The organism is Sphingomonas leidyi, assembly GCF_011761945.1.
Taxonomy (GTDB): domain Bacteria; phylum Pseudomonadota; class Alphaproteobacteria; order Sphingomonadales; family Sphingomonadaceae; genus Sphingomonas; species Sphingomonas leidyi.
In genome coordinates, this window is the sequence record NZ_JAASQV010000001.1 from 577,895 (window position 1) to 602,396 (window position 24,502).

A 24,502-nucleotide genomic window follows, 5' to 3' on the forward strand; every position below is an offset into this window, starting at 1 on the left:
GGGCGGCAGGTGCCTCAAGGCCGCCGTGAAGTCCAGTTTCTCTCTCTTGCGGTTTCTCCCGGATCGTCATCCGCAAACCGGGCAACCGGGATCCTTGGGCAAGGTCAGCGCTCGGAACCGGAAGGCGAGCGCATCGACCAGCAGCAGCTTGCCGGCAGGATCCTCGCCAAAGGGGGCGACGGCGCGGATCGCCTCCAGTGCGGCAAGGCTGCCCATCACGCCGGTGAGCGCGCCGAGTACGCCCTGTTCGGCACAGCTGATGCCCGGCCGCTCGGGATCATGGCCGACGAAGCAGCGATAGCAGGGCTTGTCCGCTTCCCAGCCGCGGAAGACGCCGAGCTGCCCCTCGAACTCCGATACCGCGGCCGAGACGAGCGGGACGCGGTGGCGAAGGCACGCATCGGCAACGGCGAGGCGAGTGGCGAAATTGTCGCAGCCATCGAGGACGACGTCCGGATGGAACGCGGCGATCAGCGCGTCGGCATTGCGCGCGTCGATCCGTTGCCGGAAGCCGGTGAACGTCACTTCCGGGTTCAGCGCGGCGACCCGGGCGCGCGCGGCCTCCACCTTGGGGCGGTCCAGGTCCGTGGTGGCGTAGAGCGTCTGGCGCTGGAGGTTGGAGAGGGAGACCTGGTCGTCGTCGATCGCGCCGAGCGTGCCGATGCCGGCAGCCGCCAGATATTCGATCGCCGGCGAGCCGATCCCGCCTGCGCCGATCACCAGCACCCGCGCCGCCTTCAGGCGCACCTGTCCGCCGCCGCCGATCTCGCGCAGCACGATGTGGCGGGCATAGCGTTCCAGCTCCGCGTCGGAGAGGTTCATTGCGGCAGGGTGAAGGTGAGGGTCGTGCTGTACCATTGCTCGCTCGCGCCGGGGCGCGGGAGCAGGTTGCCCCGGGCGAAGCCCGCCGCGAGGGCCGCGGCATATTGCTCGACCGAGGGGCAGGCGATCGCGCGCGGCACGGTGGTGCGGATCGCGCCATTCTCATCGACCAGCACCGCGACCGAGACTTCGAGCGTGCCCGGCTTGGCCGTGGTGCATTTGCGCAGCTTCACTTCGCGCTGGACGAAGCCCTGCATGTCCGGCGTGAGGACCGGAGGCGTGCGCCAGGGCAGGGGCGGCAGCGCGTCCCAATCGATCGGCGCCGCCTGGAGCGCCGCTGCGAGAATAACCGATCCGATCACGTGCCCGTCGATCCGAAGCCCCCGATGCCGCGCGCCGTTTCGTCGAGCGTCCTCACCTCCTCGAGCTCCGCATGCTGGACCGGTGCGGGCACGAGCTGTGCAATACGGTCTCCGCGCGCGACGGTGAACGGCGCGTCACCGAGATTGGCGAGGATCACCTTAACCTCGCCGCGATAGTCGCTGTCGATCGTGCCAGGCGTGTTCAGGCAGGTGATGCCGTGCTTGAGCGCGAGGCCGGAGCGCGGCCGGACCTGGACTTCATAGCCCGGCGGGATCGCCATGGCGAAGCCGGTCGCTACCGCATGGCGCGCGCCGGGAGCCAGCACCACGTCCTCGGCCGCGACCACGTCCATCCCGGCTGCGCCCGCCGTGGCATAGGTGGGGTGCGGCAGGTCCGTTCCGTGCGGCAGGCGTTGGAGAGCGATACGGATCGGAGCGAGCATCAAGACTTTCCTGGAAGGGCGGCGGCGAGGCGCTGGAGCGCGGAAATCACTTCGGGATCGCCGAGCAGCTCATGGCCCTTGCCGGGGATGATGCGGAAATCGGTGGCGATCCCGCGCAGCGACAGCGCTTCGGCATAGAGGCGCGAGAAGCGGAGCGGCGTGGTCTTGTCGTCGCCGCCCACCAGCACCGCGGCGCGCAGGCTGGGCGGCATGCCGCCCACGAGCTTCACCGGATCGAGGCTGTCGACCGGCGCATCCCAGAGCGGCGTCGGCGCCACGGTCTTCATGTGCTTGCGCCATTCCGGAAGGGCGCAGGGGCAGGAGACGAGGACGATGCCGTCGACCAGGTGCGGCCAGGTGGCGGCGAGGTCGGCCGCGATCGCCGCGCCGCCGGAATGGCCGACCAGCACGGTGCGGGCCTGCCCGTAGCGATGCTGGAGATGGCGGATCGTCTCGGCCACGGCGGCGATGCGATCGGGCGTGTAGTTGTCGCCGGTGGTCTGGCCGCGCTCGCCCGGGGAGCGATGGCCCTGCGGATCCTCATAGCCGGGGCGGAGCAGGGCGACCGCGATGCTGTTCGGCACCGCGTCGGCGGCGGCGCGGGCAAAGGCATAGTGATAGTCGGGCTTGGTGGCGGGGGCGTCGCCGTGCAGGACGACGATCAATGTGCGCACCTGGCGCGCCGGGGTGTTGCCGAAGCTCTGGGTGTAGAGGCCCGTGCCCGGCGGGCCGGCGGGTGCATCCGGGCGCGTGGCCGGCATGCTGCAGGCGGCAAGGCCCGCACAGAGCAGCAGCGCGAGGCTAGAGCGCATCGGCGATACGCTGCGCGAGCCGGCGGGCGACTTCGTCCTTGGGCAGTCTTTCCCAATGTTCGACACCGTCGGCGGTGACGAGATGGATGGCATTGGCTTCACCGCCCATCACATCGCCCGAAACATCGTTGGCGACAATCCAGTCCGCGCCCTTGCGAGCCCGTTTCGCGGTGGCATGTTCGACGACACGCTCCGTTTCCGCGGCGAATCCCACGACCAGCGCCGGCCGGCGCGGGCTGGCGGCGAGCATGGCGAGGATGTCGGGGTTCTCGGAAAGCTGGAGGCTGGGCGGGGCGCCGCCTTCCTTCTTGATCTTCTGGCCGGCGGCATCGGTGCGCCAGTCGCCCACCGCCGCGACCATCACCGCGGCATCAGCGGGCAATGCCCGGGCGACGGCATTGGCCATGTCCTGCGCGGTCTCGACATCGATGCGGGAGACGCCCGGCGGCGTGGCAAGGGCGACGGGGCCCGAGACGAGCGTGACTCGCGCGCCCAGGGCGGCGAGCGCCCCGGCAATGGCATAGCCCTGCTTCCCCGAGGAGCGATTGGCGATGTAGCGCACCGGATCGATCGGCTCATGGGTGGGGCCGGCGGTGACAAGGATGTGCTTGCCGGCGAGCCTGCCGCCGGTGCCGCCGCCGAAATGGCGCTGGATCGCGGCGAGGATCGCCGCGGGCTCGGGCAGGCGGCCGGGGCCGTACTCGCCGCAGGCCATCGGCCCTTCGTCGGGCTCGAGCACCGTCACGCCATCGCCGCGCAGGGTGGCGACGTTGCGGCGGGTGGCGGCGTGCTGCCACATCCGCACGTTCATCGCCGGCGCGGCGAGCACCGGCTTGTCGGTGGCGAGCAGCAAGGTGGTGGCGAGATCGTCGGCGATGCCGGCGGCCATCTTCGCCATCAGGTCGGCGGTGGCAGGCGCGACCACGACCAGGTCCGCTTCGCGGCTCAGCTGGATATGGCCCATCTCGGCCTCGTCCTTGAGGTCCCAGAGCGTGGTGTAGACCTGGTTTTCGCTAAGCGCCGCCAGCGTCATCGGCGTGACGAAATGCTGCCCGCCGGCGGTTAGCACGCATTTCACCGCGATCCCGGCCTTGCGGCACAGGCGGATCAGCTCGCACGCCTTGTAGGCCGCGATGCCGCCACCGACGATGAGGAGGATGCGCTGAGTCATCGAACCACCTTTGTCACGGTGATGCGGCGCCTGTCGAGCGCCTGGCGGAACAGGTCGCGCAGGCCGTCGGGCGCGAAGGCGAGTCCGACCAGCGAGAGCGGCGCTATCATCAAGGCCCAATAGAAAGTGTCCGGCCGCGCGAACAGGGCGATCGCCAGCCCGAAGGCGGCGAGCGTGCCGGCGACGCGCGCCGCAACCGGGTCCTTCCAGCCGATCCAGCCGAACAGCGCCAGCGTGAAGAGCAGCGCTCCCAGCGCCATCGGGAGGAGCCGGAGCGCCGTGGAGAGCACCACCGACTTGGCGAAGAAGCCATAGCCATGCAGCCCCGCCCAGCCCGGCGAGGCAGGATCGGTGGCGGTGGTGACCTGGCCGACCGCCCAGGCATGGAAGCCGAGCGCGAGGGCGAGGCAGGCGAGCGCCACGCCCCAGCCGATCGCCTCTCGCTTCTGGCCCTCGAACCAGGCGGCAGCGAGCATGACCAGCGCGAACAGCGCGGCGGTCTCGCGGATCAGCATGGCGAGCAATGCGATCGCCACTGCCTCGATCCAGCGGTTCGGCCGGTAGATGCCGAGCGAAAGGGCGACGAGCAGCCCCGCCCAGATCTCGTGGAACGCCCAGAGATCGGGCTGGACGAACGCCATCAGCCCGGCGGCGAGCAGGGCGAGGCCGATCGCCACCGGTGGCCAGCGCGTCATCCCGCTGCGTAGCTTCATGCCCCAGACGGTGAAGACCGACGCGACCAGCAGATAGAGCAGGCCCATCGTCGCCAGGCGGGGAAGATGCGCCTGGACCATCGCCAGGCCCGGCAGGCGGAAGGTGACGAAGGGACGCAGCGGATAATTGCCGGCGCGAAGCGCGTCGGCGGCGACTTCGTAATAGCCGCCGCCATGGCGCACGCCCGCGACGATGCTCTCATAGAGAACCACGTCGCTCTGGTCGTCGGCGCGCTTCGCAGGGTCGCCGCTCACCGGGGGCGGGCCGACGGTGACCAGGGCGGTCAGCGAGAGCAGCAGGAACAGGCCGAGCACGCCCAGCGCGATCCGGGCGCGGGAACGGCCGAGCGCGGCGAAGCGCGTCGGCTCGGCCAGCCAGCGGATCGCGGGCAGCTTCACGAGAGCAGGTACATCATGATTGCCGCGCCCACCGCGCCGGAGAGCACGGCCACCGCGGCATAGCGCCAGCCGCCGACCACGCGGATGCGCTCGATCTCGCGGAGCGGCGGCGCTGGCGGCGCGCCGCCGGGTGCCGGGAAGCGCCGCTCGATGTTGCGGATCAGGTCGGGCAGGCGGGCGAGGGTGCGGATATCCTCGACCAGCCGGTCGGCGATCTTGGCCTCCGGGCCCAGCTCGGTGCGGATCCATTCGCGCACGAACGGTGCCGATACGTCCCACAGGTTGATGTCGGGATCGAGCGTCCGCGCCACGCCCTCGACCATCACCATCGTCTTCTGGAGCAGCAGGAGGTGGGGCTGGGTCTGCATGTCGAAGTCGCGGGTGATCGAGAACAGGCCGTCGAGCATCGCGCCCATCGACATGTCCTTGACCGGCAGGCCGCGCATCGGCTCGCCGACCGCGCGCAGCGCCGTGGCGAACTCGGCGACATTGTGGTGCGGGGGCACATAGCCCGCCTCGAAATGGATCTCGGCGACGCGCTTGTAGTTGCCGGTGATCAGTCCGTAGAGGATCTCGGCGAGCCAGACCCGGGCGCGCCGGTCGATCCGGCCCATGATGCCGAAGTCGATCGCGGCGATGCGGCCGTCGGGGAGCGCGAAGAGGTTCCCCTGATGCATGTCGGCATGGAAGAAGCCCTCGGCGATCGCCTGGCGCAGGAAGGCGCGGATCAGCCGGCCGGCGAGGACGCTCGGATCATGCCCCGCAGCGACGATCCGGTCGCGATGCGAGAGCTTGATGCCGTCGATCCATTCGAGCGTCAGCACCTTGCCGGTGGTGCGCTGCCAGTCGATCTGCGGGACCATGAAATCGGGCTCGGCCTGCATGCCCTCGGCCAGCTCCGAGGCGGAGGCGGCTTCGCGGCGCAGATCGAGCTCGCGCGCGGTCCAGCGCTTGAAGGTCTCGATGACGAGGCGGGGGCGCAGGCGCGACGCCTCGCCGCCCATGCTCTCGACCTGGGCGGCAGCCCATTCATAGGTGTCGATCGCCTTGGCGAACTCGGCCTCGATCCCCGGGCGCAGCACCTTCACCGCGACCTGGCGGCCATCGGCGGTGACCGCGCGGTGGACCTGTGCGATCGAGGCGGCCCCGATCGGCGTCTCGTCGAACGCGGCGAAGAAGGTCTCGAGCGGACGGCCGAAGCTGCCCTCGATCCGCTGGCGGATCACCGGGAACGGCAGGGGCGGCAGCGCGTCCTGCAGGCGGAGCAGGTCGTGGGCGGCCTCGTCGCCGACCAGGTCGGGGCGAGTGGCGAGCGTCTGGCCGAGCTTGATCGCCGCCGGGCCGATCGCCTGGAAGGCATCGGCATAGCGCGGCACCTGGGGCACGCGCGCGCCGAAGCGGGCGATCCGGGCGATCCGGCGGACCGGCCTGGGCGTGTTGGGATCGCGCTCGATCCCGCGCAGCGCGCCGTGGCGCGCAAGGATGCGACCCCATTTGAGCAGGCGCCAGAGATGGACGGCGGGTGCGGTCATCCGGAATTGCCGGGATGACGGAAATCGGGGAAAGGCACTGGCTTCAAATCTTCCAGCCCGAATGGATCGCGACCAGGCCGCCGAGCAGCGGCTCGACCTTGGTCTGGGTGAAGCCGGCCTCGCGGATCATCCGCTCGAACTCGGGCATGGGCGGGAAGCGGCGGATCGATTCGACCAGATAGCGATAGCTGTCCGCATCGCCCGCGAGCAACTGGCCCAGCCTGGGGACGAGATGGTGCGAATAGGCGTCGTACGCTTCGGCGAAGCCCGGCCACTGGGTGGTGGAGAATTCCAGCACGAACAGCCGGCCGCCGCGCTTCAGCACGCGGTGCGCCTCGCGGAGCGCCCTGGGGATGTCGGTCACGTTCCGGATGCCGAAGGCGATGGTATAGGCATCGAAGAACCGGTCGGGCCATTGCAGCTGCTCGGCATTGGCCTCGCTCCATACCAGGCTGCCGGCGTCGGGCTCGCGCCCGCTGGCGATCCCGCGTTCGGCGGCGCGCTCAATGCCGACGGCGAGCATCTCGGGATTGATGTCCGCCACCGTGATCGAGGCGCCGGAGCGCGCCATGCGGAAGGCGATGTCGCCGGTGCCGCCGGCCATGTCGAGGATGTGTTCGCCCGCGCGCGGCTTCACGCGGCGGACGAACTTGTCCTTCCACAGGCGATGGAGGCCGCCCGACATGGCGTCGTTCATCAGGTCGTATTTCGAAGCGACGCTGGAGAAGACTTCGCCGACGCGGCGGGTCTTTTCCTCGGGGGCCACGTCCTCGTAGCCGAAGGAGACGGTGTCGGTCATGCCAGGGGCTCTAGCGAGGTGCATGGCCGGGTTAAAGCCCTAGCGTCATCGCGGCTTTCGCCGGAATGACGGGGACGATACGATGGGGCCATGCCGGAACTGCCCGAAGTAGAGACTACCGTCCGCGGCCTGGAGCCCGTGCTCAAGGGCGAGACGATCACCCGCCTCACGCTGCACCGCGGCGATCTGCGCCGGCCGTTTCCCGAGGGGCTCGGCCAGCGGCTGACCGGGGCGACCGTCACCGGGCTGGGGCGGCGCGCCAAATATGGGCTGATCGAGACGAATCGCGGCGACACGCTGATCTTCCATCTCGGCATGTCCGGGCGCTGGCGAATCGACCCCGGGGAGATCGGCAAGCATGATCACCTGGTGCTGGAGACGCAGCATCATCGCCTGGCGCTGAACGATCCGCGGCGTTTCGGCTCGGTCGACCTGGTGCCGACGGCGGAAGTGCCGGCCTGGGCTCCCTTCGCGGCACTGGGGCCGGAGCCGTTGGGGCCGGACTTCGATGCCGGGCACCTGGCGCGCCTGTTCAAGGACCGCGTCGCTCCGGTGAAGGCCCTGCTGCTCGACCAGCGCACGGTGGCGGGGCTGGGCAACATCTATGTGTGCGAAGCGCTCTACATCGCCGGCATCGCGCCCATGCGCGAGGGCGGTTCGATCCCGAAGGCGCGGCTGGAGAAGCTGGCCGCCGCGATTCGCGCGGTGCTGGAAGGCGCGATCAGCGCCGGCGGCTCCACGATCCGCGACTATGCCAGGCCTGATGGCGAACTGGGCTATTTCGCCAAGCAATGGCAAGTCTATGGCCGGGAAGGAGAGGCGTGTGCGTGCGGAGGGCCGGTCGAGCGGCGCGTGGATTCGGGGCGTTCCACCTTCTGGTGCCCGAAATGCCAGTCGTAACGGTTGACCCGAATCGCCGGTGGCGCTAAGGGGCCCGTCTTTCCGGGCGTGGAGGCATGTTCCCCGCGCCCTAAACATTTCGAGCTAGGAACGAGACGGCATGGCGAATACGCCGCAAGCGAAGAAGCGTATCCGGCGCAATGCGCGCCGCGCGGAGATCAACGGCACCCGCGTGAGCCGTATCCGCACCTTCGTGAAGAAGGTCGAGTCGGCCCTCGAGGCCGGCGACAAGGCGGCGGCCGCTGCCGCGCTCGCCGCTGCGCAGCCGGAAATGGCGCGCGGCGTCGCCAAGGGCGTGCTTCACAAGAACACCGCCTCGCGCAAGTTCGCGCGTCTCAACAAGCGCGTCGAAGCGCTGGCGTAATCGTAATTTTTTCGTAATAAAACCCCGCGGGACCCCGGTTCCGCGGGGTTTTTGTCGTGTCTGACAAAGGTTTGCGGAACGAATCAAGGCTGGCCCATGGAACCCTGAGATTCGCGCGAGTCGCAGTGTCTTTGGTTTGCAATAATTCGCAGAAGCCAAGCTTTTCAGTAGTTTGTAAGGTTGCCCCCACGGTTTTCCGCGGGTTACGGCGAGTCAACAAAACTATTTCAGTATCTTTACACCCGACCCCCTTGATCGACTCAGAAAGGGGTTCCTAAAACAGACCTCCCAGGCGAGTTCTCGCCGGGGCATTTAGCGAAGCCCGTCGCACAGGGACCGGGGATGTCCGGTGTCGAAGGGCCTCATGTCGGAGCGAATTAGCGCACGGGAAGCGGCTGCTTCCCGCGAAGGAGGGGTGCGTCAGGGTGACTCAGGTGCAGGCCTTGGAACGGGACGGAATGGAAGCTGCGGTTGCCAAGGCTTGGTCGCATGTGCGCGCGAACCTGCGTCGCTCTGCGGGCCAGCGCCTGTTCGACCAGTGGCTCAAGCCGGTCGTCCTGATCGAAGGCAGCAATGCCGAGGTGGTGCGTCTGGGCCTGCCCTCGGCGTTCATGACCCAGTGGGTGAAGAATCACTATGCGGAGCGGCTGCTGCTCGAGTTCCGCGGCCAGATTCCGGCGGTGCGCAACGTATCGATCGAAACGCTGGCGGAGGAGCCGAAGCGCGTTCTGAGCACGGCGTCCGCGCCCGTGGCGGCCGATTCGGCCCCCGTCGCGGCTGCCACTGCCTCGCCGGCCGAGCGCCCGCAGTTCGACGTGCGCTTCACTTTCGATCGCTTCGTGATCGACGCGACGAATCGCGTGGCGTGCAACGCGGCCAAGGCGATGGCCGAGCCGGGGGCGCCGCGCTTCAGCCCGCTCTATCTCCATGCCGGCACGGGCCAGGGCAAGACGCACCTGATGCACGCGATCGGCCATGCGTTCCTCGAGGCGAATCCGGAAGCGACCGCGATCTACGTGACCGCCGAGCGCTTCATGTTCGAGTTCGTCCAGGCCCTGCGCAACAAGGACACGCATGCCTTCAAGGCGCGGCTGCGCTCGGTCGACCTGCTGATGATCGACGATCTGCAGTTCATCGGCGGCAAGGACGCGACGCAGCAGGAGTTCTTCCACACCGTCAACGAGTTCATGTCCTCGGGCAAGCGGCTGGTGATTGCGGCCGATCGCGCGCCGCAGGCCCTGGAGGGCTTCGAGCCGCGGCTGGCCGGCAGGCTGGCCTCGGGCCTGGTGGCGGACATCAAGCCGGCCGAGCTGGAGCTGCGCCGGGCGATCGTAGGCCGCAAGCTTCAGGACATGCCGGCGGTGACGATGCCGCATGAGGTCATGGACCTGCTCGCCGCGCGGATCACCACCAATGTCCGCGAGCTCGAGGGCGCGCTCAATCGCCTGGTCGCCTATGCCCAGCTGAACGGCGAAGTGATCACGATCGACTTCGCGACCAACGTGCTCGGCGAAGTGCTGCGCTCGGCCCAGCGCCGCATCACGATCGACGAGATCCAGCGCGCGGTCTCGGCGCATTTCGAAGTGAAGCAGATCGACCTGATCTCCGAGCGCCGCGCCGTGGCGATCGCCCGGCCGCGCCAGATCGCGATGTACCTGGCCAAGCGCCTGACCACGCGCTCGCTGCCCGAGATCGGCCGCAAGTTCGGCAATCGCGACCATTCGACGGTGATCCATGCCGTGAAGCGCATCGAGGAACTGCGCGGCAAGGATGTGGAGATCGACACTGCGGTGCGCACGCTGATGCGCACGCTGGAGGGCTAGGGAGCTATATTCCCGCCTCTTTCAGGGGCGGGCGGGGTGGAGGAGCTGAGAGCGGGGCAACGCGAATCGGTCACGCCTCCACCCTGATCAACAGAAAGGCCGGGCCCAGGCGGGTCCGGCCTTTTTGTCTAGACATAACGGTTACCAGCAGATGGTCTGGCCGATCCGCGGATCATAGACGCAGCCGCCATTGCCGCTCTCGAGCAAGGGGCAATAGTCGCTGTAGTATGTCACGCAGTCGCCATGGCTGGAGAAACCCCGGGCCTGATAGTTGGAGCAGGTGACCGATGGCGGATTGTCGCATTCGCCGAAGCCCGGCCGGGCCTGGAGCGGCTGGGCCAGGACGGCCTGGAAACCGGCCGCGGCGGCGAGCGAGAGCGGGAAACCGATCTTCTTGCGCATGGATGCCTCCCTGTCTTGGAAAGCACAGGCTAGGCCGCGATGCCGCCATGGCCCAGCGGAGCTGCGACGGATATGGTGCTTTGCCCCGCTCAGGGCACCAGCCGGAAATAATAGCTGTAGTTTCGGGCGGCGCCACCGACGGTGACGTTGCTGATGGTCACGTCATAGACGGTGTTGGCGGCCAGCCCGGCGACTTTCCATTGCAGGCTGTTGGGCAGGCCGTAGCCGTCATTGTCCCATGACACGCTCGACACCGTGAGCGCCGCCCCGCCCCGCGCGCGCACGGCGATCGTGGCGTTGGCGTAGCTTACTGCGGCGTTCGCCCCGAAATTGGAGGTCTTGTTGGCAATCACTCCAAAGGAGAGCAGCGCTGCGGTGTCGAAATAGCGCGCCGGATATTCCTCGAACGGATAGGCGACATAATCGGGCAGCGGGCCGGCAGTGTTCTGGGTGGTGTTGATCACCTTGATCGAGGCGCCGTCCGCGCGGTTGCTGCCCTGCCAGACGCCGGCGACCCGGCCATAGGCAATGGTCGAGAGGAACGGATAGAGCAGCCAGCGGCGATGGCCGATATTGTTCGCCACCACATTGTTGGTATCGGTGAGCCAGCCGATCAGCAGGTCGGCATCCTGCGAATAGCGCAGCCCGCCCGTGCCCAGATAGATGTTGCTCTGCCCGGCAGCGGTGGCGCCGGCCGTGGTGTAGCAGTTCCAGCTCGCCGGCGGGTTGTGGCTGAGCTGGCCGTTGGCGGCCATCATCAGCGCCGATTGCTGGGAGGCGGGCTCGTCGGCCGGCGCATAGGTGACCGCGGGCAGATTATGGTGCGCGCGGATGTCGTTGAGCGTCGCGAGCACCCGCGCGCCGACCTCGGGCTTGAGCGTTCCGGCCTGGCAGGCGGCGATGTTGGGCGCAGCGCTGTAGAGCAGCGCGACCGAGCTCAGGAAATCCGAGCCGGTGGCGGGCTCGGTGCTCGTCGGGCTGGGCGAGGGCGCCGGGGTGGTGGGCGTGGGCGTCGATGGCGGGGGCGTCGGGGTGGGCGTGACGACCGTTCCGCCTTCTCCGCCCGAACCGCCGCTGCATGCGGCCAGGGCGCCGCCGAGCAGCAATAGGGCAACCAGCTTACGCATCCGCATGCACTCCCGCTTGGCAGAACCCGAAGGGCGTGGCGCGGTTCCAGCCCTTCCCTGGAGCATAGCGCCCGGGGAAGGGCTGTCAGCAGTTATCGGCAGACGGGTCGGCCGGCGGGGCGATGCGAGTGCGAAGCGAAGCCCGCAGTGCATCGCGCGGCGTCCGAAGGCGGACGGTCCGGACGATGCCGCCATGGCACCCGCGGCGGCGCGGGTGCCATGGATCCGGTATCAGATCTGCAGCCCGACTGCCTTCTGCGCCGCCTTGAGCGTGGGTTCGGCGAGGGCACTGGCGCGCTCGGCGCCTCTGGCGAGCTGCTGGCCCACTGCCTCGCGGTCCGCCAGCAGCTGGTTCAGCCGCTCGCGTACGGGCCCGAGCACCGCAATGGCGAGATCCGCCAGCGCCGGCTTGAACGCGCCGAAGCCCTGGCCGGCGAACTCCGTCACCACCGACTGGGGGTCGCGGTCCGACAGGGCGGCGAAGATGGTCACCAGGTTCTTCGCCTCGGGCCGCTCGGCAAGGGCATCGAACGAATCGGGCAGGGGCTCGGGATCGGTCTTCGCCTTGCGGAGCTTCTGCGCGATCATGTCGTCATCGTCCGACAGGTTGATGCGCGACAGGTCCGAAGGGTCGGACTTGGACATCTTCGCGCTGCCGTCGCGCAGGCTCATGATCCGCGGGGCGGCCTTGGAGATGAACGGCTCGGGCAGCGGGAACAGCTCGACTTCGAAATCGGTGTTGAACTTGGCCGCGATGTCGCGGGCGAGCTCGAGATGCTGCTTCTGGTCCTCGCCGACGGGCACATGCGTCGCCTTGTAGACGAGGACATCGGCCGCCTGGAGCACAGGATAGGTGAACAGGCCGACGCTGGCGCCTTCGCGGTTCTTGCCCGCCTTGTCCTTCCACTGGGTCATGCGGTTGAGCCAGCCCATCCGCGCGGTACCGTTGAGGATCCAGCACAGCTCGGCATGCGCGGGCACGCGCGCCTGGTTGAACAGGATCGCGCGATCGTCGATGCCCGAGGCGAGCAGGGTCGCCGCCATCTCGATCGTGCTATTAGCGAGTTCCCGCGGCGAGATATTGCCCGTCAGCGCATGGAGATCGGCGAGGAAGAACAGGCATTCCCCCTGGTCCTGCATCGCCACCCATTGCTTGATCGCCCCGAGATAGTTGCCGAGGTGGAGATTGCCGGTGGTCTGGATGCCGGAAACGACGCGCATGATTGTTCACTCCGCGCCCGGGCTGACCGTTCGGCCTTTGGACGGGCCGCGGGTCCGAGACGGCGGGGACGCGGCCGCACGATGATGTCAGGGACGCGGAGGCCTCTAGCGCGCGGAACGGCGGCGGACCAGCGCCTTGATGTCCGAGATCAGGAAGGCGCGCGTGGCGAAGCAGGCGATGCCGTAGACCAGGCAGCCCGCGCCGACGAGCACCATCAGCGCGCCGTAGCGCTCGATCATATGGCCGTTGAGCCAGGGGTCGAGCAGGTGATCGAAGGCGAACAGCGCCCCGCCCATGATTGCAGCGGCGATCGCCAGGCGGGGCAGGCGGCGCTTGAGCTGCGCGTCGGCGGTGAAATGGCCGCGCCGGTGCAGCGTGCGATAGAGCATGAAGGTGTTGACGCTCGACGAAATCGCGGTGGCGAGCGGCGGCCCGCTGGCGCCGATCAGCGGGATAAGCGCGAGATTCAGCGCAATGTTCACTCCAACCGAGACGATGGCGTAGCGCACCGGCGTCTTCATGTCGTGGCGGGCATAATAGCCGGGCGTGAGCACCTTCACGAGGACATAGGCGGGCAGGCCGACCGAGAAGCCCGCGAGCGCCAGCGCGCAGGCGCGCGTCGCCTCCGGGCCGAAATGGCCATATTGGAACAGGCCGCGCACGATCGGCTCGGCCGCGACGATCAGCGCGACCATCGCGGGCAGGGTGAGGAACAGCGCGAGCTCGATCCCGCGATTCTGCGTCTCCATCGCCTCCTCGTCCCGTCCGGCGCCGAGCAGGCGCGAGATGGTGGGGAGCAGGATGGTGCCCAGGCCGATGCCGATCATGCCGAGCGGCAGCTGGTTCAGCCGATCGGCATAATAGATGTAGGATAGCGAGCCAGCGGCCAGCAGTCCGCCGGCAAGCGCGCTCGAGATCAGCAGGTTGATCTGCGAGGCGCCGGCGCCTGCGGCGGCGGGCAGGATCAGCTTCATCAGCCGCTTCACCTCGGGATCGAGGCGGGGCAGGCGGGGCTTGAGCGACACGCCCGAACGGCGACAGGCCAATGCCAGCCAGCCGAGCTGCAGCACGCCGCCGATCGGCACGGCGATCGCCTGGGCCCGCGCCGTCTCGAACGGATCGCCGTTGAACACGGCGAGCGCGACCACCATCGCGATGTTGAGCAGGATCGGCGCCGCGGCGTTGACCCAGAATTTGTCGAGCGAATTCAGGATGCCGCCCAGCAGCGAGGCCAGGCTGATCAGCATGAGATAGGGAATGGTGATCCGGCTCAGCTCGACCGCGAAGGCGAAGCGATCGGGCGCCACGTCGTTGAAACCGCCGGAGAGCAGCCAGGTGAGCGGCCAGGCGGCGGCCAGCATCACGCCGGTCATCACCGCGAGCGCGAGGAACAGCACCGAGAGTGCGCGCTCGGCGAAATCGAGGCCCTGCGAGAGCTCGCCGGTCTCGCCTACCTTTCGATTGAACATCGGGATGAAGGCGGCGTTGAACGCGCCCTCGGCGAACAACGCGCGGAACATGTTGGGGAGGCGGAAGGCGATGGTGAACGCATCCGACGCGAAGCTCGCGCCGACATAGCGGGCCTGCAGCGAATCGCGGACCAGCGCGAGAATGCGGCTGGCCAGCGTGAGCCCACCCACCGAGCCGAGGCTGCGAGCGAGCTTCACCGCGTGAATCCTCCCCGAGGCGAGCCCGGGGAGGATCTGGGAACCGTCACCCCCGGATACTCCTTCAGGCTTCGCCCGCGACTTCGCCGGTAAGGCCCGATTCGTTCATCGCACGCTGCTGGATGTAGATGCCGCCGAAATCGATCGGCTCGAGCATCAGCGGCGGGAAGCCGCCGTCGCGCACCGCATCGGCCAGCACGCGGCGGGCGAACGGGAAGAGCAGGCGCGGCGCCTCGCCGAGCAGGAAGCCGTCGAGCGCTTCGCCTTCGGGCACGTTGCGGATGCCGAACAGGCCGGCATAGGACAGGTCGACGATGAAGGCGGCCTGGCTCTCGGCGGTGGCGCGCACTTCGATCTTGAGGACGACCTCATAGACTTCGTCGGCGACCTTGGCCGAGCCGATGTTGAACTGCACGTCGATGGCCGGCGCGGTCGGGTTCTGGAAGATGGCCGGCGCGTTCGGATTCTCGAACGAGAGGTCCTTCACATATTGCGACAGCAGACCGGCGGCCGGGGCGGTATCGGCGCCATTGGCAGCGGGCTCGCCGAATTCGGCGATCGTGTCGTTCTCGGCCATTTCGATGTCCTCTTTATTTCCGGAAAGATTGGCGCCGTTTGCGCGTTGGATCGATTGCGCGCCTAGCAGGCGGGCGCACGCGTTTCAATTGCCCCCGGATTCGACGCGCGGAACCGGATATTTGAAACCAGCGTCGCTTAGGCCTATGTTAGCGGCGAAGCGTTTGGAGGCGTAGTGTACACGATAATTCTGTTCGCAATGGTGGCCGGTTTCCTGGCGCTCCGACTCTATGCCGTGCTCGGCAAGCGCACCGGCCATGAGCAGGCGTTGCCGAAGCCGAGCGAGGAGCGCGTGGCGGTGTCGCCGGCGGCCCGCACCATCGATCAGACGCCCGAGACGCGCGAGATCGGCGCGCGGGTGATCGGGACGGGCGCGGAATCGGGCCTGAAGGCCGTGATCGCCGCCGATGCGAGCTTCGACGTCGCTCAGTTCCTCGATGGTGCCAAGAGTGCGTACAAGATGATCCTCGAGGCCTTCTGGAAGGGCGATGAAGAGACGCTGACCTGGCTGGTGGAGGACGATGTCCGCGCCGGCTTTGCCCAGGCGATCGCCGATCGCAAGGCCGCCGGCCATGTGCTGGAGAATCGCCTGGTCGCGATCGAGCGCGCGCTGATCTCGGACGTGGTGGTGGAGGGCAAGGCCGCCCGCATCACCGTGCGCTTCGACGCCGATATCGCGGCGGTGACGCGCGATGCCGATGGCAATGTGATCGCCGGCTCGCTGAGCGATGCGGTGGAGACGCACGACATCTGGACCTTCGCGCGGAGCCTCCGCAGCGACGATCCCAACTGGAAGCTCGTCGAAACCGACGAAGCCTGAGGGGCCGACTATGCGGATCTGGGGGGGAGTCGCGCTTGCGGCGCTGCTGGGCGCTTGCTCGGGCGGCGTGGTGCCGCATTCGGTGGAGCCGGGCTATACGCCGCCACGCGAAGCGCCGAGGGAACGTCCGCGAGAGATGCCGCGGGAGTCGGGGCGCGTCTCGGAACCGCACGGCAACCCCGCCGCCCGCCAGCCCATCCCCGCGACGCCGCTCGCCGCCATTCCGGCACCCGCTGCCCCCGCCGGCACGCTCGTCGCCGCCTCGGCCGGGCTGCTTGCCGGACCCGCGCTGGATTCGCTGCCGTTGGGCGATGCGGCTGCCGCGCGTGCGCTGGTCGCCTATCGGTTGAGCTGTCCGTCGCTGGTGCGCCGCACCGATGCGAGCGGGCTCACCCAGGGGCGGGACTGGCAGCCTTCCTGCGATGCTGCGAAGGCCTGGGACGAGCGTGACGCGCGCGGCTTCTTCGCGCGCTGGTTCGAGACGGTGCAGGTCGCCGACGGCAAGGCGCAGGCGACCGGCTATTACGAGCCGGAGATCGCCGGATCGCGGCATCGCCGCCCGGGCTATGAAGTGCCCGTCTACGCCAAGCCGGACGACATCATCGAAGTCGATCTCGGCCAGTTCTCGGCCGACATGAAGGGCAAGCGGATCCGCGGCCGCGTCGCCGGCAAGGCCTTCATTCCCTATTACGACCGCAAGGAGATCGACCAGGGCGCGCTGGAGGGGCGCGGGCTGGAGATCGCCTGGGCGGCCGATCCGATCGAGCTGTTCTTCCTCCAGATCCAGGGATCGGGGCGACTGCGCGGGCCGGACGGCCAGCTGATGCGCATCGGCTTTGCCGGCCAGAATGGCCGCGAATATGTCGGCATCGGCGCGTTGATGCGCGACCGCGGGCTGCTCAAGCCCGGCGGCGCCTCGATGCAGGGCATCATCGCCTATCTGCGCGAGCACCCCGAGGAGGGGCGGGGCATCATGTGGGAGAACAAGAGCTATGTGTTCTTCCAGGAACTGAAGGGCGCCGGGCCGAACGGCTCGCTCGGATTGCCCGTTACCGGGCAGGTGAGCGCCGCGGTCGATCCCAAGTTCATCCCGCTCGGCGCGCCGGTGTTCCTGTCGATGGACCGCGCCGAGGCGAATGGCCTGTGGATCGCGCAGGATACCGGCGGGGCGATCAAGGGCCCCAACCGGGTCGATACCTTCTGGGGCGCGGGCGACGATGCGCGTGCGATCGCAGGCGGCATGAATGCGCGCGGCACCGCCTGGCTGCTGCTGCCGGCCGGAACGCTCAGCCGACTGGGCGGCGGGCCGATCGCCACGGTGCCGACGCCGCAACGCCAGCGGTGAGGCGCCTCGCGCCCGAGGAAGCGGCGCTGTGGAAACGCGTGATCGCCAGCGTGACTCCGCTCGAGAAGCGGGCTGCGCGCGCGGTGGCGCCGCCCGAGGCGCCGGCGGCCGTCGCGCCGCAACCCCTGCCGGCCAAGCCCCGGGGGCGGGTGCCGCCGCCGCCTGCCGCGGCATCGCCGTCTGCGCCGCTGCGCGGGCAAGCCGTCAACACGCTCGATGCGTCCTGGGACCGGCGCCTGTCGCGCGGGCTGGTTGCGCCTGAGTCGACCGTCGACCTGCACGGCCATAGCCTTGCCTCGGCCTATGACCGGCTCGATTTCGGGCTGGAGGGCGCGATCGGGCGGGGCGACCGCGTGCTGCTGCTCGTCACCGGCAAGCCGCCGCGGCCGGAATCCGAGCGTCCGCATGCCCGCGGCGCGATCCGCGCGGCCGTGGGCGACTGGCTCGCTTCGTCGCGCCATTCCGATCGTATCGCTGCCGTAAGGACCGCGCATTCCCGCCACGGAGGAGCCGGTGCGCTCTATATCGTGCTCAGGCGGCCCCGAGAAAAATCTTAACTTCTCTCTGCGATGTGTCCGGGGATCGAGGCGGGCATTTGCCCGTCCGACGACGGGTTGCTGGGGGGAAGAGCGAGCGCAGTGGAAGGATTTTCGCTCAAGAGCCGTGCGATAGCCTTTGCGATGTGCGCCGGTGCCGTGGCGTTCATCCTGGCGCTGGCCGCGGCCTCCACTCCCGGCATGATCACCGTCGAGACGGCGGGCCGCGCGCTGATCGCGGCCATCGTCTGCGGCGTGATGTGCTGGGCTTCGGCCGAGCGCAGCATCGCCTCCACCGCCGAAGCCATCGACGCGGCGATCGCCCGCCTCCAGGGCGCCGCCAACGGCGACCTGCAGAGCGGCATCCCGCCCCAGGTGCATGTATCGGTGCCGACGTTGGCGCGGGCGATGGACGGACTGTTCCGCCAGCTTCATGCCAATCTGGAGAGCGTCCAGCGGCTGGCGATGTTCGATCCGGTGACGTCGCTGCCCAACCGCACCAATTTCCGCCGTACCGCCGAGCGCATGCTCGCGGATTTGCCGCCGGGCAATGTCGCGGTGCTCTATTTCATCGATCTCGATCGCTTCAAGCACGTAAACGACACGCTGGGCCATGCCACCGGCGACGCGCTGCTCGGCATGGTCGCCAATCGCCTGCGCGCCGTCGCCGACCGCTTCGCCGCCGAGGCCGATGCGCGGCCGCCGCTGATCGGGCGGCTGGCGGGCGACGAGTTCACCATGTTCTTCCCGGCGCTGCGCCATGTGCGTGAAGCCGAGCGGATCGGGCGCGGCATCCTCTACGCCCTTTCCGAGCCGTTCGACCTGGCCGACCAGGAAGTGTCGATCGGGGCCTCGATCGGCATCGCGCTGCGCCCCGAGCACGGCACCACGCTGCACGACCTGATGCGCGCGGCCGACGCCGCCATGTACCACGCCAAGGCGATGGGCCGCGGCCGCGCCGAGCATTTCACCGAAATCCTCGCCGCCGAGATCGCCGAGCGGGCCCGGCTGGAAAGCGACCTGCGCGAAGCGGTGGACAAGGACCAGTTCACCCTCGTCTACCAGCCCCAAGTCTCCGCCGCCGACGGCCGCATCGTCGCCGCCGAGGCGCTGCTGCGCTGGCGCCATCCGGACGGCCTCAAGATGCCCGGGACCTTCATCCAGCGTGCCGAGGAAACCGGCCTGATCGTCGAGATCGGCGAATGGGTGGTGGAGAGCGTCGCCGAGACGATTTCGCGCTGGGGCCGGCTGGGCATCCAGCAGCGGCTCGCGGTCAATATCAGCCCGCGCCAGCTCGACCATGCCAGCTTCTTCCGCAAGCTGCGCGAGGCGATGCTGGCGGCCAGCGCCCCGGCCAACCTGCTCGAGCTCGAGATCACCGAGACGCTGGCGATGCACTGCTCGGGCGAAGTGCTCGACGCGATCGCCACGCTGCGGACCGACGGCGCCACCATCGCCATCGACGATTTCGGCACCGGCTATTCGAACATCGCCCGCCTTCGCAAGCTGCCGATCGACCGCATCAAGCTGGACCGCAGCCTGATCGAGCAAGTCGCCGAGAGCGCCGAGGCACGTACCATCGCCCAGGCGGTGATCGGGCTGATCCATGGCCTGGGCTGCGAAGCCGTGGCCGAGGGGATCGAGAGCGAGGACCAGGCCACGGTGCTGCGCGTCATCGGCTGCGATGTGCTCCAGGGCTATGCCGTGGCGACGCCGATGGAGGAGAGCGCCTTCCTCGAATGGGCGCGCGGCATCGCGCCGCGGCGGATCGCGGGCTAGGGTTCCCTTCGCATTCCCGAACCGGCCCGGTCGACCGCTTCCAGGGCCGTTTCCTTCCCTCGTCGTCCCGGCCCTGTGTCGGCAAGGACCTGATCAGGCGAAGGCCCGCTTCAGAACCTCTTCATAGACGTCCGTCAGCGCGGCCAGATCGGCCAGCGCCACTGCCTCGTCGAGCTTGTGCATCGTGGCGTTCAGCAGGCCGAACTCCACCACCGGGCACAGCTTCGAGAGGAAGCGCGCGTCCGAGGTGCCGCCCGTGGTCGAAAGCGCCGGCGCCAGCCCCAGCCTCGCCTGGATCGCTCCGGCGACCAGCGCCGAAAGCGCGCCGGGTTCGGTGAGGAACGCCTCGCCATAGACGCGGCCCTTGACGATCCCCGCCGGGGCATGACGCCGCACGATCTCCTCGATCCGGGCGATCAGGTCCGGCCCGCGCTGCTGGTCGTTGAAGCGGATGCTGATCCGTGCGCCGGCATGGCCGGGGATCACGTTCGTCGCCGGGTTGCCGACGGCCATGTCGATGATCTCGATGTTCGAGGATTGGAACCAGGCATTGCCCTGGTCCAGCTCGATGGCGTCGATCTCCGCCAGGGCGCGGACGAGCCGGGGGACCGGATTGTCGGCGAGGTGCGGATAGGCGACATGGCCCTGCTTGCCGGGGACCGCGATGTCGATCACCGTCGAGCCGCGCCGGCCGATCTTGATCATGTCGCCCAGGCGGTGCTGCGACGTGGGCTCGCCGACCAGGCACATGTCCGGCGTCAGGCCGCGCTCGGCCATCCGCTCGATAAGGCGGGGCGTGCCATAGGTAGCGGGACCTTCCTCATCGCCGGTGACGATCAGGCTGACCGTCCCCTCGGGGACGCGCGCCGCTGCGGCGACGAAGGCGGCGATAGCGCCCTTCATGTCGACGGCTCCGCGGCCGTACAGGAGGTCGCCCCGGACCTCGGGCGTGAAGGCGTCGCTCGTCCAGCCCTGGCCCGGCGGCACCACGTCGAGATGGCCGGCAAAGGCGAAGTGGCGGCCGGCGCCGCCCCGCACCGCGAGCAGATTCTCGACCGGTCCTTCGGGCGCCTCGCCCTCGACGAAGCGCTCGACCCTGAAACCGAGCGGCAGCAGCGCCGCTTCCAGCACGTCGAACACGGCGCCGCGCGCCGGGGTGATGCTCTCGGCGGCGATCAGCGCCTTGGTGAGTTCTACGGGATCGGGCAAGATGGTCTCCGGCTTTGATGGAGGTGGCATTGCCCAAGCTCGATCTCGATACAATCCCGCAGACCAACGCGACTGGCTATCCGCCCGAATTCGCCGGGCCGGTGCAGGGGCGCTGGTATCGCCGGCTCGCCCCGGCGAGCGGGGTTGCCGATTTCGGCTTCAGCCATGTGACGCTGGAGCCCGGGGCCTGGTCCTCCCAGCGGCACTGGCATGCCGGCGAGGACGAGTTCGTGGTGATGCTGGCGGGCGAAGCGGTGCTGGTCGATGACGGTGGCGAGACGCCGATGCGCCCGGGCGACATCGCCGTCTTTCCCAAGGGCGACGGCAACGGGCACGTCCTCCAGAACCGCGGCGACGCGCCCTGCGTCTACATCGCAGTGGGCAAGCCCGCCGCGAGCGACTGCCACTATCCCGACATCGACATGCACCTGCCGGCGGGGCAGGGCTTCCGCCGGAAGGATGGAAGCGGGTTCGCCTGACTGACGATCCGGGAGGAGGGCGTTCCTCACAATATCAACGCCTTCATCGCGGCATGGCGCGCCCGGCGATCGGCCCATCCGTTCGGCTCCTTCGCCGAGAGCGGGTCGCCGCGGTTGATGCCGTTGGAGACGACCCTGAGATCGTCCCGGTCCGCCCAGGCATTGAGGCCGCACGCGTCCCAATAGGCGCAGAAGGCAAGCAGCCCCAGCGACCAGGCCTCGAGCAGTTCGGGATGGCGCTCCAGGTCGATGCCGAGCTTGCGGCCGTAGAGCCGGTAGTTGGCGCGGCCGGTGAGCTGGCCGGGGCCGCGGCCGAGATAGCGCTTCCCGTCGCCCGGCCGGTCGTTGCCGAGCTTGGCGCTGCCCTCATAGGCGCGCTGGGCGGCGGTGGGACCCCAGACCTCCCTGGCGTGCCGGAATCCGCCGCTCTCGTGCGCGCACTGCGCCAGGAAATGCGCGAGGCGCAGGCCGTTGGCCAGGATGCGGTAGCTGCGAAAATGGACGTTGGCGGCTAGGCCGAGCTCGGCTGCCACCGGCGGCGCCGCGCCCGAGGCAGCGAACAGCGCGGCAAACGTGCCCGGGCCGAGCGCGCCGTCCACCTCCACGCCCAGCCGCTGCTGAAGCTTCCTCACATCCAGCATCGCGCGCCCCTCCGCCGGGCCGCGCGCGGCGGCCTCAGGCCTGATCCATCTCGAACTGCTGGATCACCCAATCCTCTTCCTGCGCCGCGGCGATCCAGTCCTGCATGAAGGGGTGCTGGAGCACGGCGTTCATATAGGCGGGCGCGAAGCGTGCCACCGGCAGCGAATAGGTGACGAAGCGCGTCACGACGGGGGCGAACATGATGTCCGCCGCGCCGAACGCGCCGAACAGGAACTGGCCCTCGCCGCCGAACCGGGCCCGAGCCTGGACCCAGAGCTCCATGATCCGGCCGATTTCCTGCAGCACATCGGTGTCCGGCGCCTTGGGCGGATAGACCTGCCGCACGTTCATGGTGTGCTTGCGGCGCAGATTGGCGAAGCCCGAATGCATCTCGGCCGCCATCGAGCGGGCCATGGCGCGTGCCGCCGGATCCGTGGGCCAGAACCGGGTGTTGCCGGTCCTGTCGTTGAGATACTCGATGATCGCCAGGCTGTCCCACACCACGGCATCGCCGTCCCACAGGATCGGCACCTTGCCCGAGGAGGGAGCGAACTCGTCGCCCTCGCGCCGCTTCTCCCATGCCTCGTCGTACAGCGGCACGACCACCTCCTCGAAGGGAAGGCCGGCTTGCTTGCAGGCGAGCCAGCCGCGCAGCGACCAGGAGGAATAGGCTTTGTTGCCGATATAGAGCTTCATGAACCCAGCGATAGCGGCGGGGCAGGGGGGCTGGCAACCGCCACGAAATGTCGACTCCCTTGACGCTCCTTGCGGGCGCGCGTTGGGGCGAAATGAAGGGGAATTGGAACATAAAGAGAACATATGAGATGTCGACATGTGTAGGAAAGCGCTGAAATATTGCTGTTTAACAACGACTTGATTGGCGGTGGCGGCAGGGTTGCCAATGCGGAACGGCAGGCTAAGCTGGTCGAAAGGGGGGTGTTCATGCTGAAATCGGGTTGGATCGCGCTTGCGGTGATGGCGGCTGTCGTGCCGGCGCATGCCCAGACGGTGCCGCAGGCGCTGGATGCCGAAGCGCTGGACCAGGTCGGGATCGGGCGCTTTGCCGAGCCTTCGGAGCGCGCGTTGCTGCCGGTCCTGGCGACGGCGTTGATGGAGAGGGAATCCAAGGAAAGGCTGGCCGCCCTCGACGCGCTGCTCGCCAAGCTCGATCGGCCGACCCGGTTGCGGGGCATCGTCCAGTCGCTGCGCGGCACAATGCTGCTCGACGAATATCGCCATCCCGAAGCCCTCGCAGCGGTGGAGGAAGCGATCCGGCTCGCGCCCGGCGTGCCGCCGGTCAGGCTCTATGCCGTCCATGTGATGATCTTCGCCGGCGCGCCGCAGCGCGCCGCGGACCTGTGGCTTGCCATGAGCCGCGAATATCCCGCGATCGCGGCCGGGCTTGGCGGCTATGAACTGGATACGCTGCGCGACCGGCTGCGGGATATCGGCGACAACAAGCGGGCCGACGCGCTCTCCGCGCGGATCGTGGAGGTGGGGGTGGTCACCCATTCCGGGCCGCGAGCCTCGGACGGCGCGCTGGCGCAGATCCGGCTCCGGATGGTCGAGGGGAAGATCGCGGAAGCGGCGGCGCTCGTCCCGGCCGTGCTGGTGACGCGCGACCTTGCGCAGCTCTATCTCGATCGCCGCTACGAGAAGCTGTGGCCGGCGATTGCCCGCTGGGGCGGCCAGGACCTCGGGCTTAGCCAGAAGCTCTATCTCGAGGCGCTGCGCCGCGATTGGCATGCGAGCAACACGCTGGAGGGCGCGACCGACTATGCCCGGGCGCTGAACGGAATGCGCGCCTATGCGGCGGTGACCCAGCTCTTCCTGCCGCTGCTGGCGCCCGAGGCGCTGAAACTCGACAATGACGGGGCGGAATATCTCGCGCCGCCCGTGGCGCGGGCGATGCTGGGGCAGGGCAAGGCCGAACCGGCCATCGCCCTGCTCAAGCGCGTCGATGCGACCTTCACGGAAGATACTGCGCAGAAGCTGAACCTGAGCGGCAACCTGGCGGAGACCTATCTCGCGATCGGCCGCTATGCCGAGGCGAGCGCCACCGCGAGCGAATGGCTGGTGATCGCGCAGCGCATGGGCGCGGAGATCAACAAGGCGGCGTTGATCGGCGTGCAGGCGATACGCGCCTGCGCGCTGATCCGCGGCGGCAAGGCGGATCAGGCCGGAGGCGATGTGGCCGATGTGCTGATATCGCGCACAGGGCTGCCCGATCCGGCGATGGACATCTATGCGTGCCGCGACGATTTCGCCGGCGGCAAGGCGCTGATGATCGAGAGCCTGAACGACGAACACCGGCGCGGCTGGGCGTTGCGCTGGCTCCAGCCGAGCGGGGTCAATCTCCCGTTCGAGGAATCGCGCCGTTCGGACCGTTTCCAGAAGCGGATCGCCGCCGATCCCGATGTGCGCGCCGCGGCGGAGAAGGTCGGCCGGATTCTGCCCATGACGGTGATCGAGCGCCTGCCCGACGGTTTCGACCCCATGGCGCCCGCCGATCTCCACGCACCGGATCAGGAGGCGCCCCCGGTGAGTTGAGGCTTGAT

25 protein-coding genes are annotated in these 24,502 nt (G+C 68.7%); 9 read left to right on the top strand and 16 right to left on the bottom strand.

What is annotated here, in order from left to right; translation table 11 throughout:
* Positions 1 to 66 precede the first annotated feature (66 nt).
* From FHR20_RS02920 to FHR20_RS02955, 8 genes are read right to left on the bottom strand one after another with little or no spacing between them, the layout of a single operon-like run.
* Positions 67 to 822, bottom strand: a complete 756-nt coding sequence (locus tag FHR20_RS02920) for a HesA/MoeB/ThiF family protein (protein WP_167298138.1) — start codon at positions 820 to 822, stop codon at positions 67 to 69.
* Complete coding sequence (locus FHR20_RS02925) at positions 819 to 1,184, bottom strand: hypothetical protein (protein ID WP_167298139.1); 366 nt, start codon at positions 1,182 to 1,184, stop codon at positions 819 to 821. The genes FHR20_RS02920 and FHR20_RS02925 overlap by 4 nt, the downstream gene beginning before the upstream one ends.
* The gene (gene dut / locus FHR20_RS02930) at positions 1,181 to 1,627 is read right to left on the bottom strand and encodes a dUTP diphosphatase (RefSeq protein WP_167298140.1); all 447 of its coding nucleotides are present in this window, start codon (positions 1,625 to 1,627) and stop codon (positions 1,181 to 1,183) included. The genes FHR20_RS02925 and dut overlap by 4 nt, the downstream gene beginning before the upstream one ends.
* A complete protein-coding gene (locus FHR20_RS02935) occupies positions 1,627 to 2,439 on the bottom strand; it encodes an alpha/beta hydrolase (RefSeq protein WP_208413377.1) in 813 nt (270 codons plus the stop codon). The genes dut and FHR20_RS02935 overlap by 1 nt, the downstream gene beginning before the upstream one ends.
* Positions 2,429 to 3,610: a bifunctional phosphopantothenoylcysteine decarboxylase/phosphopantothenate--cysteine ligase CoaBC gene (coaBC, locus tag FHR20_RS02940; RefSeq protein WP_167298141.1), complete on the bottom strand. Its 1,182-nt coding sequence runs from the start codon at positions 3,608 to 3,610 to the stop codon at positions 2,429 to 2,431. The genes FHR20_RS02935 and coaBC overlap by 11 nt, the downstream gene beginning before the upstream one ends.
* On the bottom strand, positions 3,607 to 4,722 hold the full coding sequence (locus FHR20_RS02945) for a hypothetical protein (RefSeq protein ID WP_167298142.1): 1,116 nt from the start codon (positions 4,720 to 4,722) through the stop codon (positions 3,607 to 3,609). Before FHR20_RS02945 ends, coaBC begins: the two co-directional genes overlap by 4 nt.
* The gene (gene ubiB / locus FHR20_RS02950; RefSeq protein ID WP_167298143.1) at positions 4,719 to 6,254 is read right to left on the bottom strand and encodes a 2-polyprenylphenol 6-hydroxylase; all 1,536 of its coding nucleotides are present in this window, start codon (positions 6,252 to 6,254) and stop codon (positions 4,719 to 4,721) included. The genes FHR20_RS02945 and ubiB overlap by 4 nt, the downstream gene beginning before the upstream one ends.
* 43 nt (positions 6,255 to 6,297) lie before the next feature.
* The gene (locus FHR20_RS02955) at positions 6,298 to 7,053 is read right to left on the bottom strand and encodes a class I SAM-dependent methyltransferase (protein WP_167298144.1); all 756 of its coding nucleotides are present in this window, start codon (positions 7,051 to 7,053) and stop codon (positions 6,298 to 6,300) included.
* A gap of 90 nt (positions 7,054 to 7,143) precedes the next feature.
* On the opposite strand from FHR20_RS02955, the gene mutM reads away from it, so the two are divergent.
* The 3 genes from mutM to dnaA all read left to right on the top strand — a co-directional run bounded on the left by mutM (position 7,144) and on the right by dnaA (position 10,140).
* Positions 7,144 to 7,953: a bifunctional DNA-formamidopyrimidine glycosylase/DNA-(apurinic or apyrimidinic site) lyase gene (gene mutM, locus FHR20_RS02960; protein ID WP_167298145.1), complete on the top strand. Its 810-nt coding sequence runs from the start codon at positions 7,144 to 7,146 to the stop codon at positions 7,951 to 7,953.
* A gap of 100 nt (positions 7,954 to 8,053) precedes the next feature.
* Entirely contained in the window at positions 8,054 to 8,317 is a 264-nt protein-coding gene (gene rpsT, locus FHR20_RS02965) for a 30S ribosomal protein S20 (protein ID WP_086128864.1), read from the top strand.
* Between the two features lie 458 nt (positions 8,318 to 8,775).
* Positions 8,776 to 10,140: a chromosomal replication initiator protein DnaA gene (gene dnaA / locus FHR20_RS02970; protein ID WP_208413378.1), complete on the top strand. Its 1,365-nt coding sequence runs from the start codon at positions 8,776 to 8,778 to the stop codon at positions 10,138 to 10,140.
* 141 nt (positions 10,141 to 10,281) lie between these two features.
* On the opposite strand, the gene FHR20_RS02975 is transcribed toward dnaA, so the two are convergent.
* The 5 genes from FHR20_RS02975 to secB form a co-directional block, all read right to left on the bottom strand.
* The gene (locus tag FHR20_RS02975; protein WP_167298147.1) at positions 10,282 to 10,542 is read right to left on the bottom strand and encodes a hypothetical protein; all 261 of its coding nucleotides are present in this window, start codon (positions 10,540 to 10,542) and stop codon (positions 10,282 to 10,284) included.
* An 89-nt stretch (positions 10,543 to 10,631) separates the two neighbouring features.
* Positions 10,632 to 11,669: a CAP domain-containing protein gene (locus FHR20_RS02980; protein WP_167298148.1), complete on the bottom strand. Its 1,038-nt coding sequence runs from the start codon at positions 11,667 to 11,669 to the stop codon at positions 10,632 to 10,634.
* Between the two features lie 231 nt (positions 11,670 to 11,900).
* A complete protein-coding gene (gene trpS / locus FHR20_RS02985) occupies positions 11,901 to 12,890 on the bottom strand; it encodes a tryptophan--tRNA ligase (protein WP_167298149.1) in 990 nt (329 codons plus the stop codon).
* Positions 12,891 to 12,995: 105 nt separating this feature from the next.
* On the bottom strand, positions 12,996 to 14,558 hold the full coding sequence (gene murJ, locus FHR20_RS02990) for a murein biosynthesis integral membrane protein MurJ (RefSeq protein ID WP_167298150.1): 1,563 nt from the start codon (positions 14,556 to 14,558) through the stop codon (positions 12,996 to 12,998).
* A gap of 64 nt (positions 14,559 to 14,622) precedes the next feature.
* The gene (gene secB / locus FHR20_RS02995; RefSeq protein ID WP_086128871.1) at positions 14,623 to 15,135 is read right to left on the bottom strand and encodes a protein-export chaperone SecB; all 513 of its coding nucleotides are present in this window, start codon (positions 15,133 to 15,135) and stop codon (positions 14,623 to 14,625) included.
* A 174-nt stretch (positions 15,136 to 15,309) separates the two neighbouring features.
* Between secB and FHR20_RS03000 the strand changes: the two genes are divergently transcribed.
* The 4 genes from FHR20_RS03000 (at position 15,310) to FHR20_RS03015 (ending at position 19,614) form a co-directional block, all read left to right on the top strand.
* Positions 15,310 to 15,954 carry a Tim44/TimA family putative adaptor protein gene (locus FHR20_RS03000; protein ID WP_167298151.1) on the top strand — a complete coding sequence of 215 codons (645 nt, stop codon included), beginning with the start codon at positions 15,310 to 15,312 and terminating at the stop codon, positions 15,952 to 15,954.
* A 10-nt stretch (positions 15,955 to 15,964) separates the two neighbouring features.
* Positions 15,965 to 17,299 carry a murein transglycosylase A gene (gene mltA / locus FHR20_RS03005; RefSeq protein ID WP_167298152.1) on the top strand — a complete coding sequence of 445 codons (1,335 nt, stop codon included), beginning with the start codon at positions 15,965 to 15,967 and terminating at the stop codon, positions 17,297 to 17,299.
* Positions 17,296 to 17,856: a Smr/MutS family protein gene (locus FHR20_RS03010; protein WP_167298153.1), complete on the top strand. Its 561-nt coding sequence runs from the start codon at positions 17,296 to 17,298 to the stop codon at positions 17,854 to 17,856. The genes mltA and FHR20_RS03010 overlap by 4 nt, the downstream gene beginning before the upstream one ends.
* An 81-nt stretch (positions 17,857 to 17,937) precedes the next feature.
* Entirely contained in the window at positions 17,938 to 19,614 is a 1,677-nt protein-coding gene (locus tag FHR20_RS03015; RefSeq protein ID WP_167298154.1) for a putative bifunctional diguanylate cyclase/phosphodiesterase, read from the top strand.
* 93 nt (positions 19,615 to 19,707) lie between these two features.
* On the opposite strand, the gene dapE is transcribed toward FHR20_RS03015, so the two are convergent.
* A complete protein-coding gene (dapE, locus tag FHR20_RS03020; RefSeq protein WP_167298155.1) occupies positions 19,708 to 20,853 on the bottom strand; it encodes a succinyl-diaminopimelate desuccinylase in 1,146 nt (381 codons plus the stop codon).
* On the opposite strand from dapE, the gene FHR20_RS03025 reads away from it, so the two are divergent.
* Entirely contained in the window at positions 20,853 to 21,302 is a 450-nt protein-coding gene (locus FHR20_RS03025) for a cupin domain-containing protein (RefSeq protein ID WP_167298156.1), read from the top strand. The two genes, dapE and FHR20_RS03025, sit on opposite strands and share 1 nt — an antisense overlap.
* A gap of 26 nt (positions 21,303 to 21,328) precedes the next feature.
* Here FHR20_RS03025 and FHR20_RS03030 read toward each other — a convergent pair whose 3' ends face one another.
* Together FHR20_RS03030 and FHR20_RS03035 are read right to left on the bottom strand one after the other, a co-directional pair.
* On the bottom strand, positions 21,329 to 21,943 hold the full coding sequence (locus FHR20_RS03030; RefSeq protein ID WP_167298157.1) for a glycoside hydrolase family 19 protein: 615 nt from the start codon (positions 21,941 to 21,943) through the stop codon (positions 21,329 to 21,331).
* Between the two features lie 34 nt (positions 21,944 to 21,977).
* Positions 21,978 to 22,640 carry a glutathione S-transferase family protein gene (locus tag FHR20_RS03035; RefSeq protein ID WP_167298158.1) on the bottom strand — a complete coding sequence of 221 codons (663 nt, stop codon included), beginning with the start codon at positions 22,638 to 22,640 and terminating at the stop codon, positions 21,978 to 21,980.
* Between the two features lie 246 nt (positions 22,641 to 22,886).
* Between FHR20_RS03035 and FHR20_RS03040 the strand changes: the two genes are divergently transcribed.
* Positions 22,887 to 24,494, top strand: coding sequence for a hypothetical protein (locus FHR20_RS03040; protein ID WP_167298159.1), 1,608 nt, complete (start codon positions 22,887 to 22,889; stop codon positions 24,492 to 24,494).
* Positions 24,495 to 24,502 lie beyond the last annotated feature (8 nt).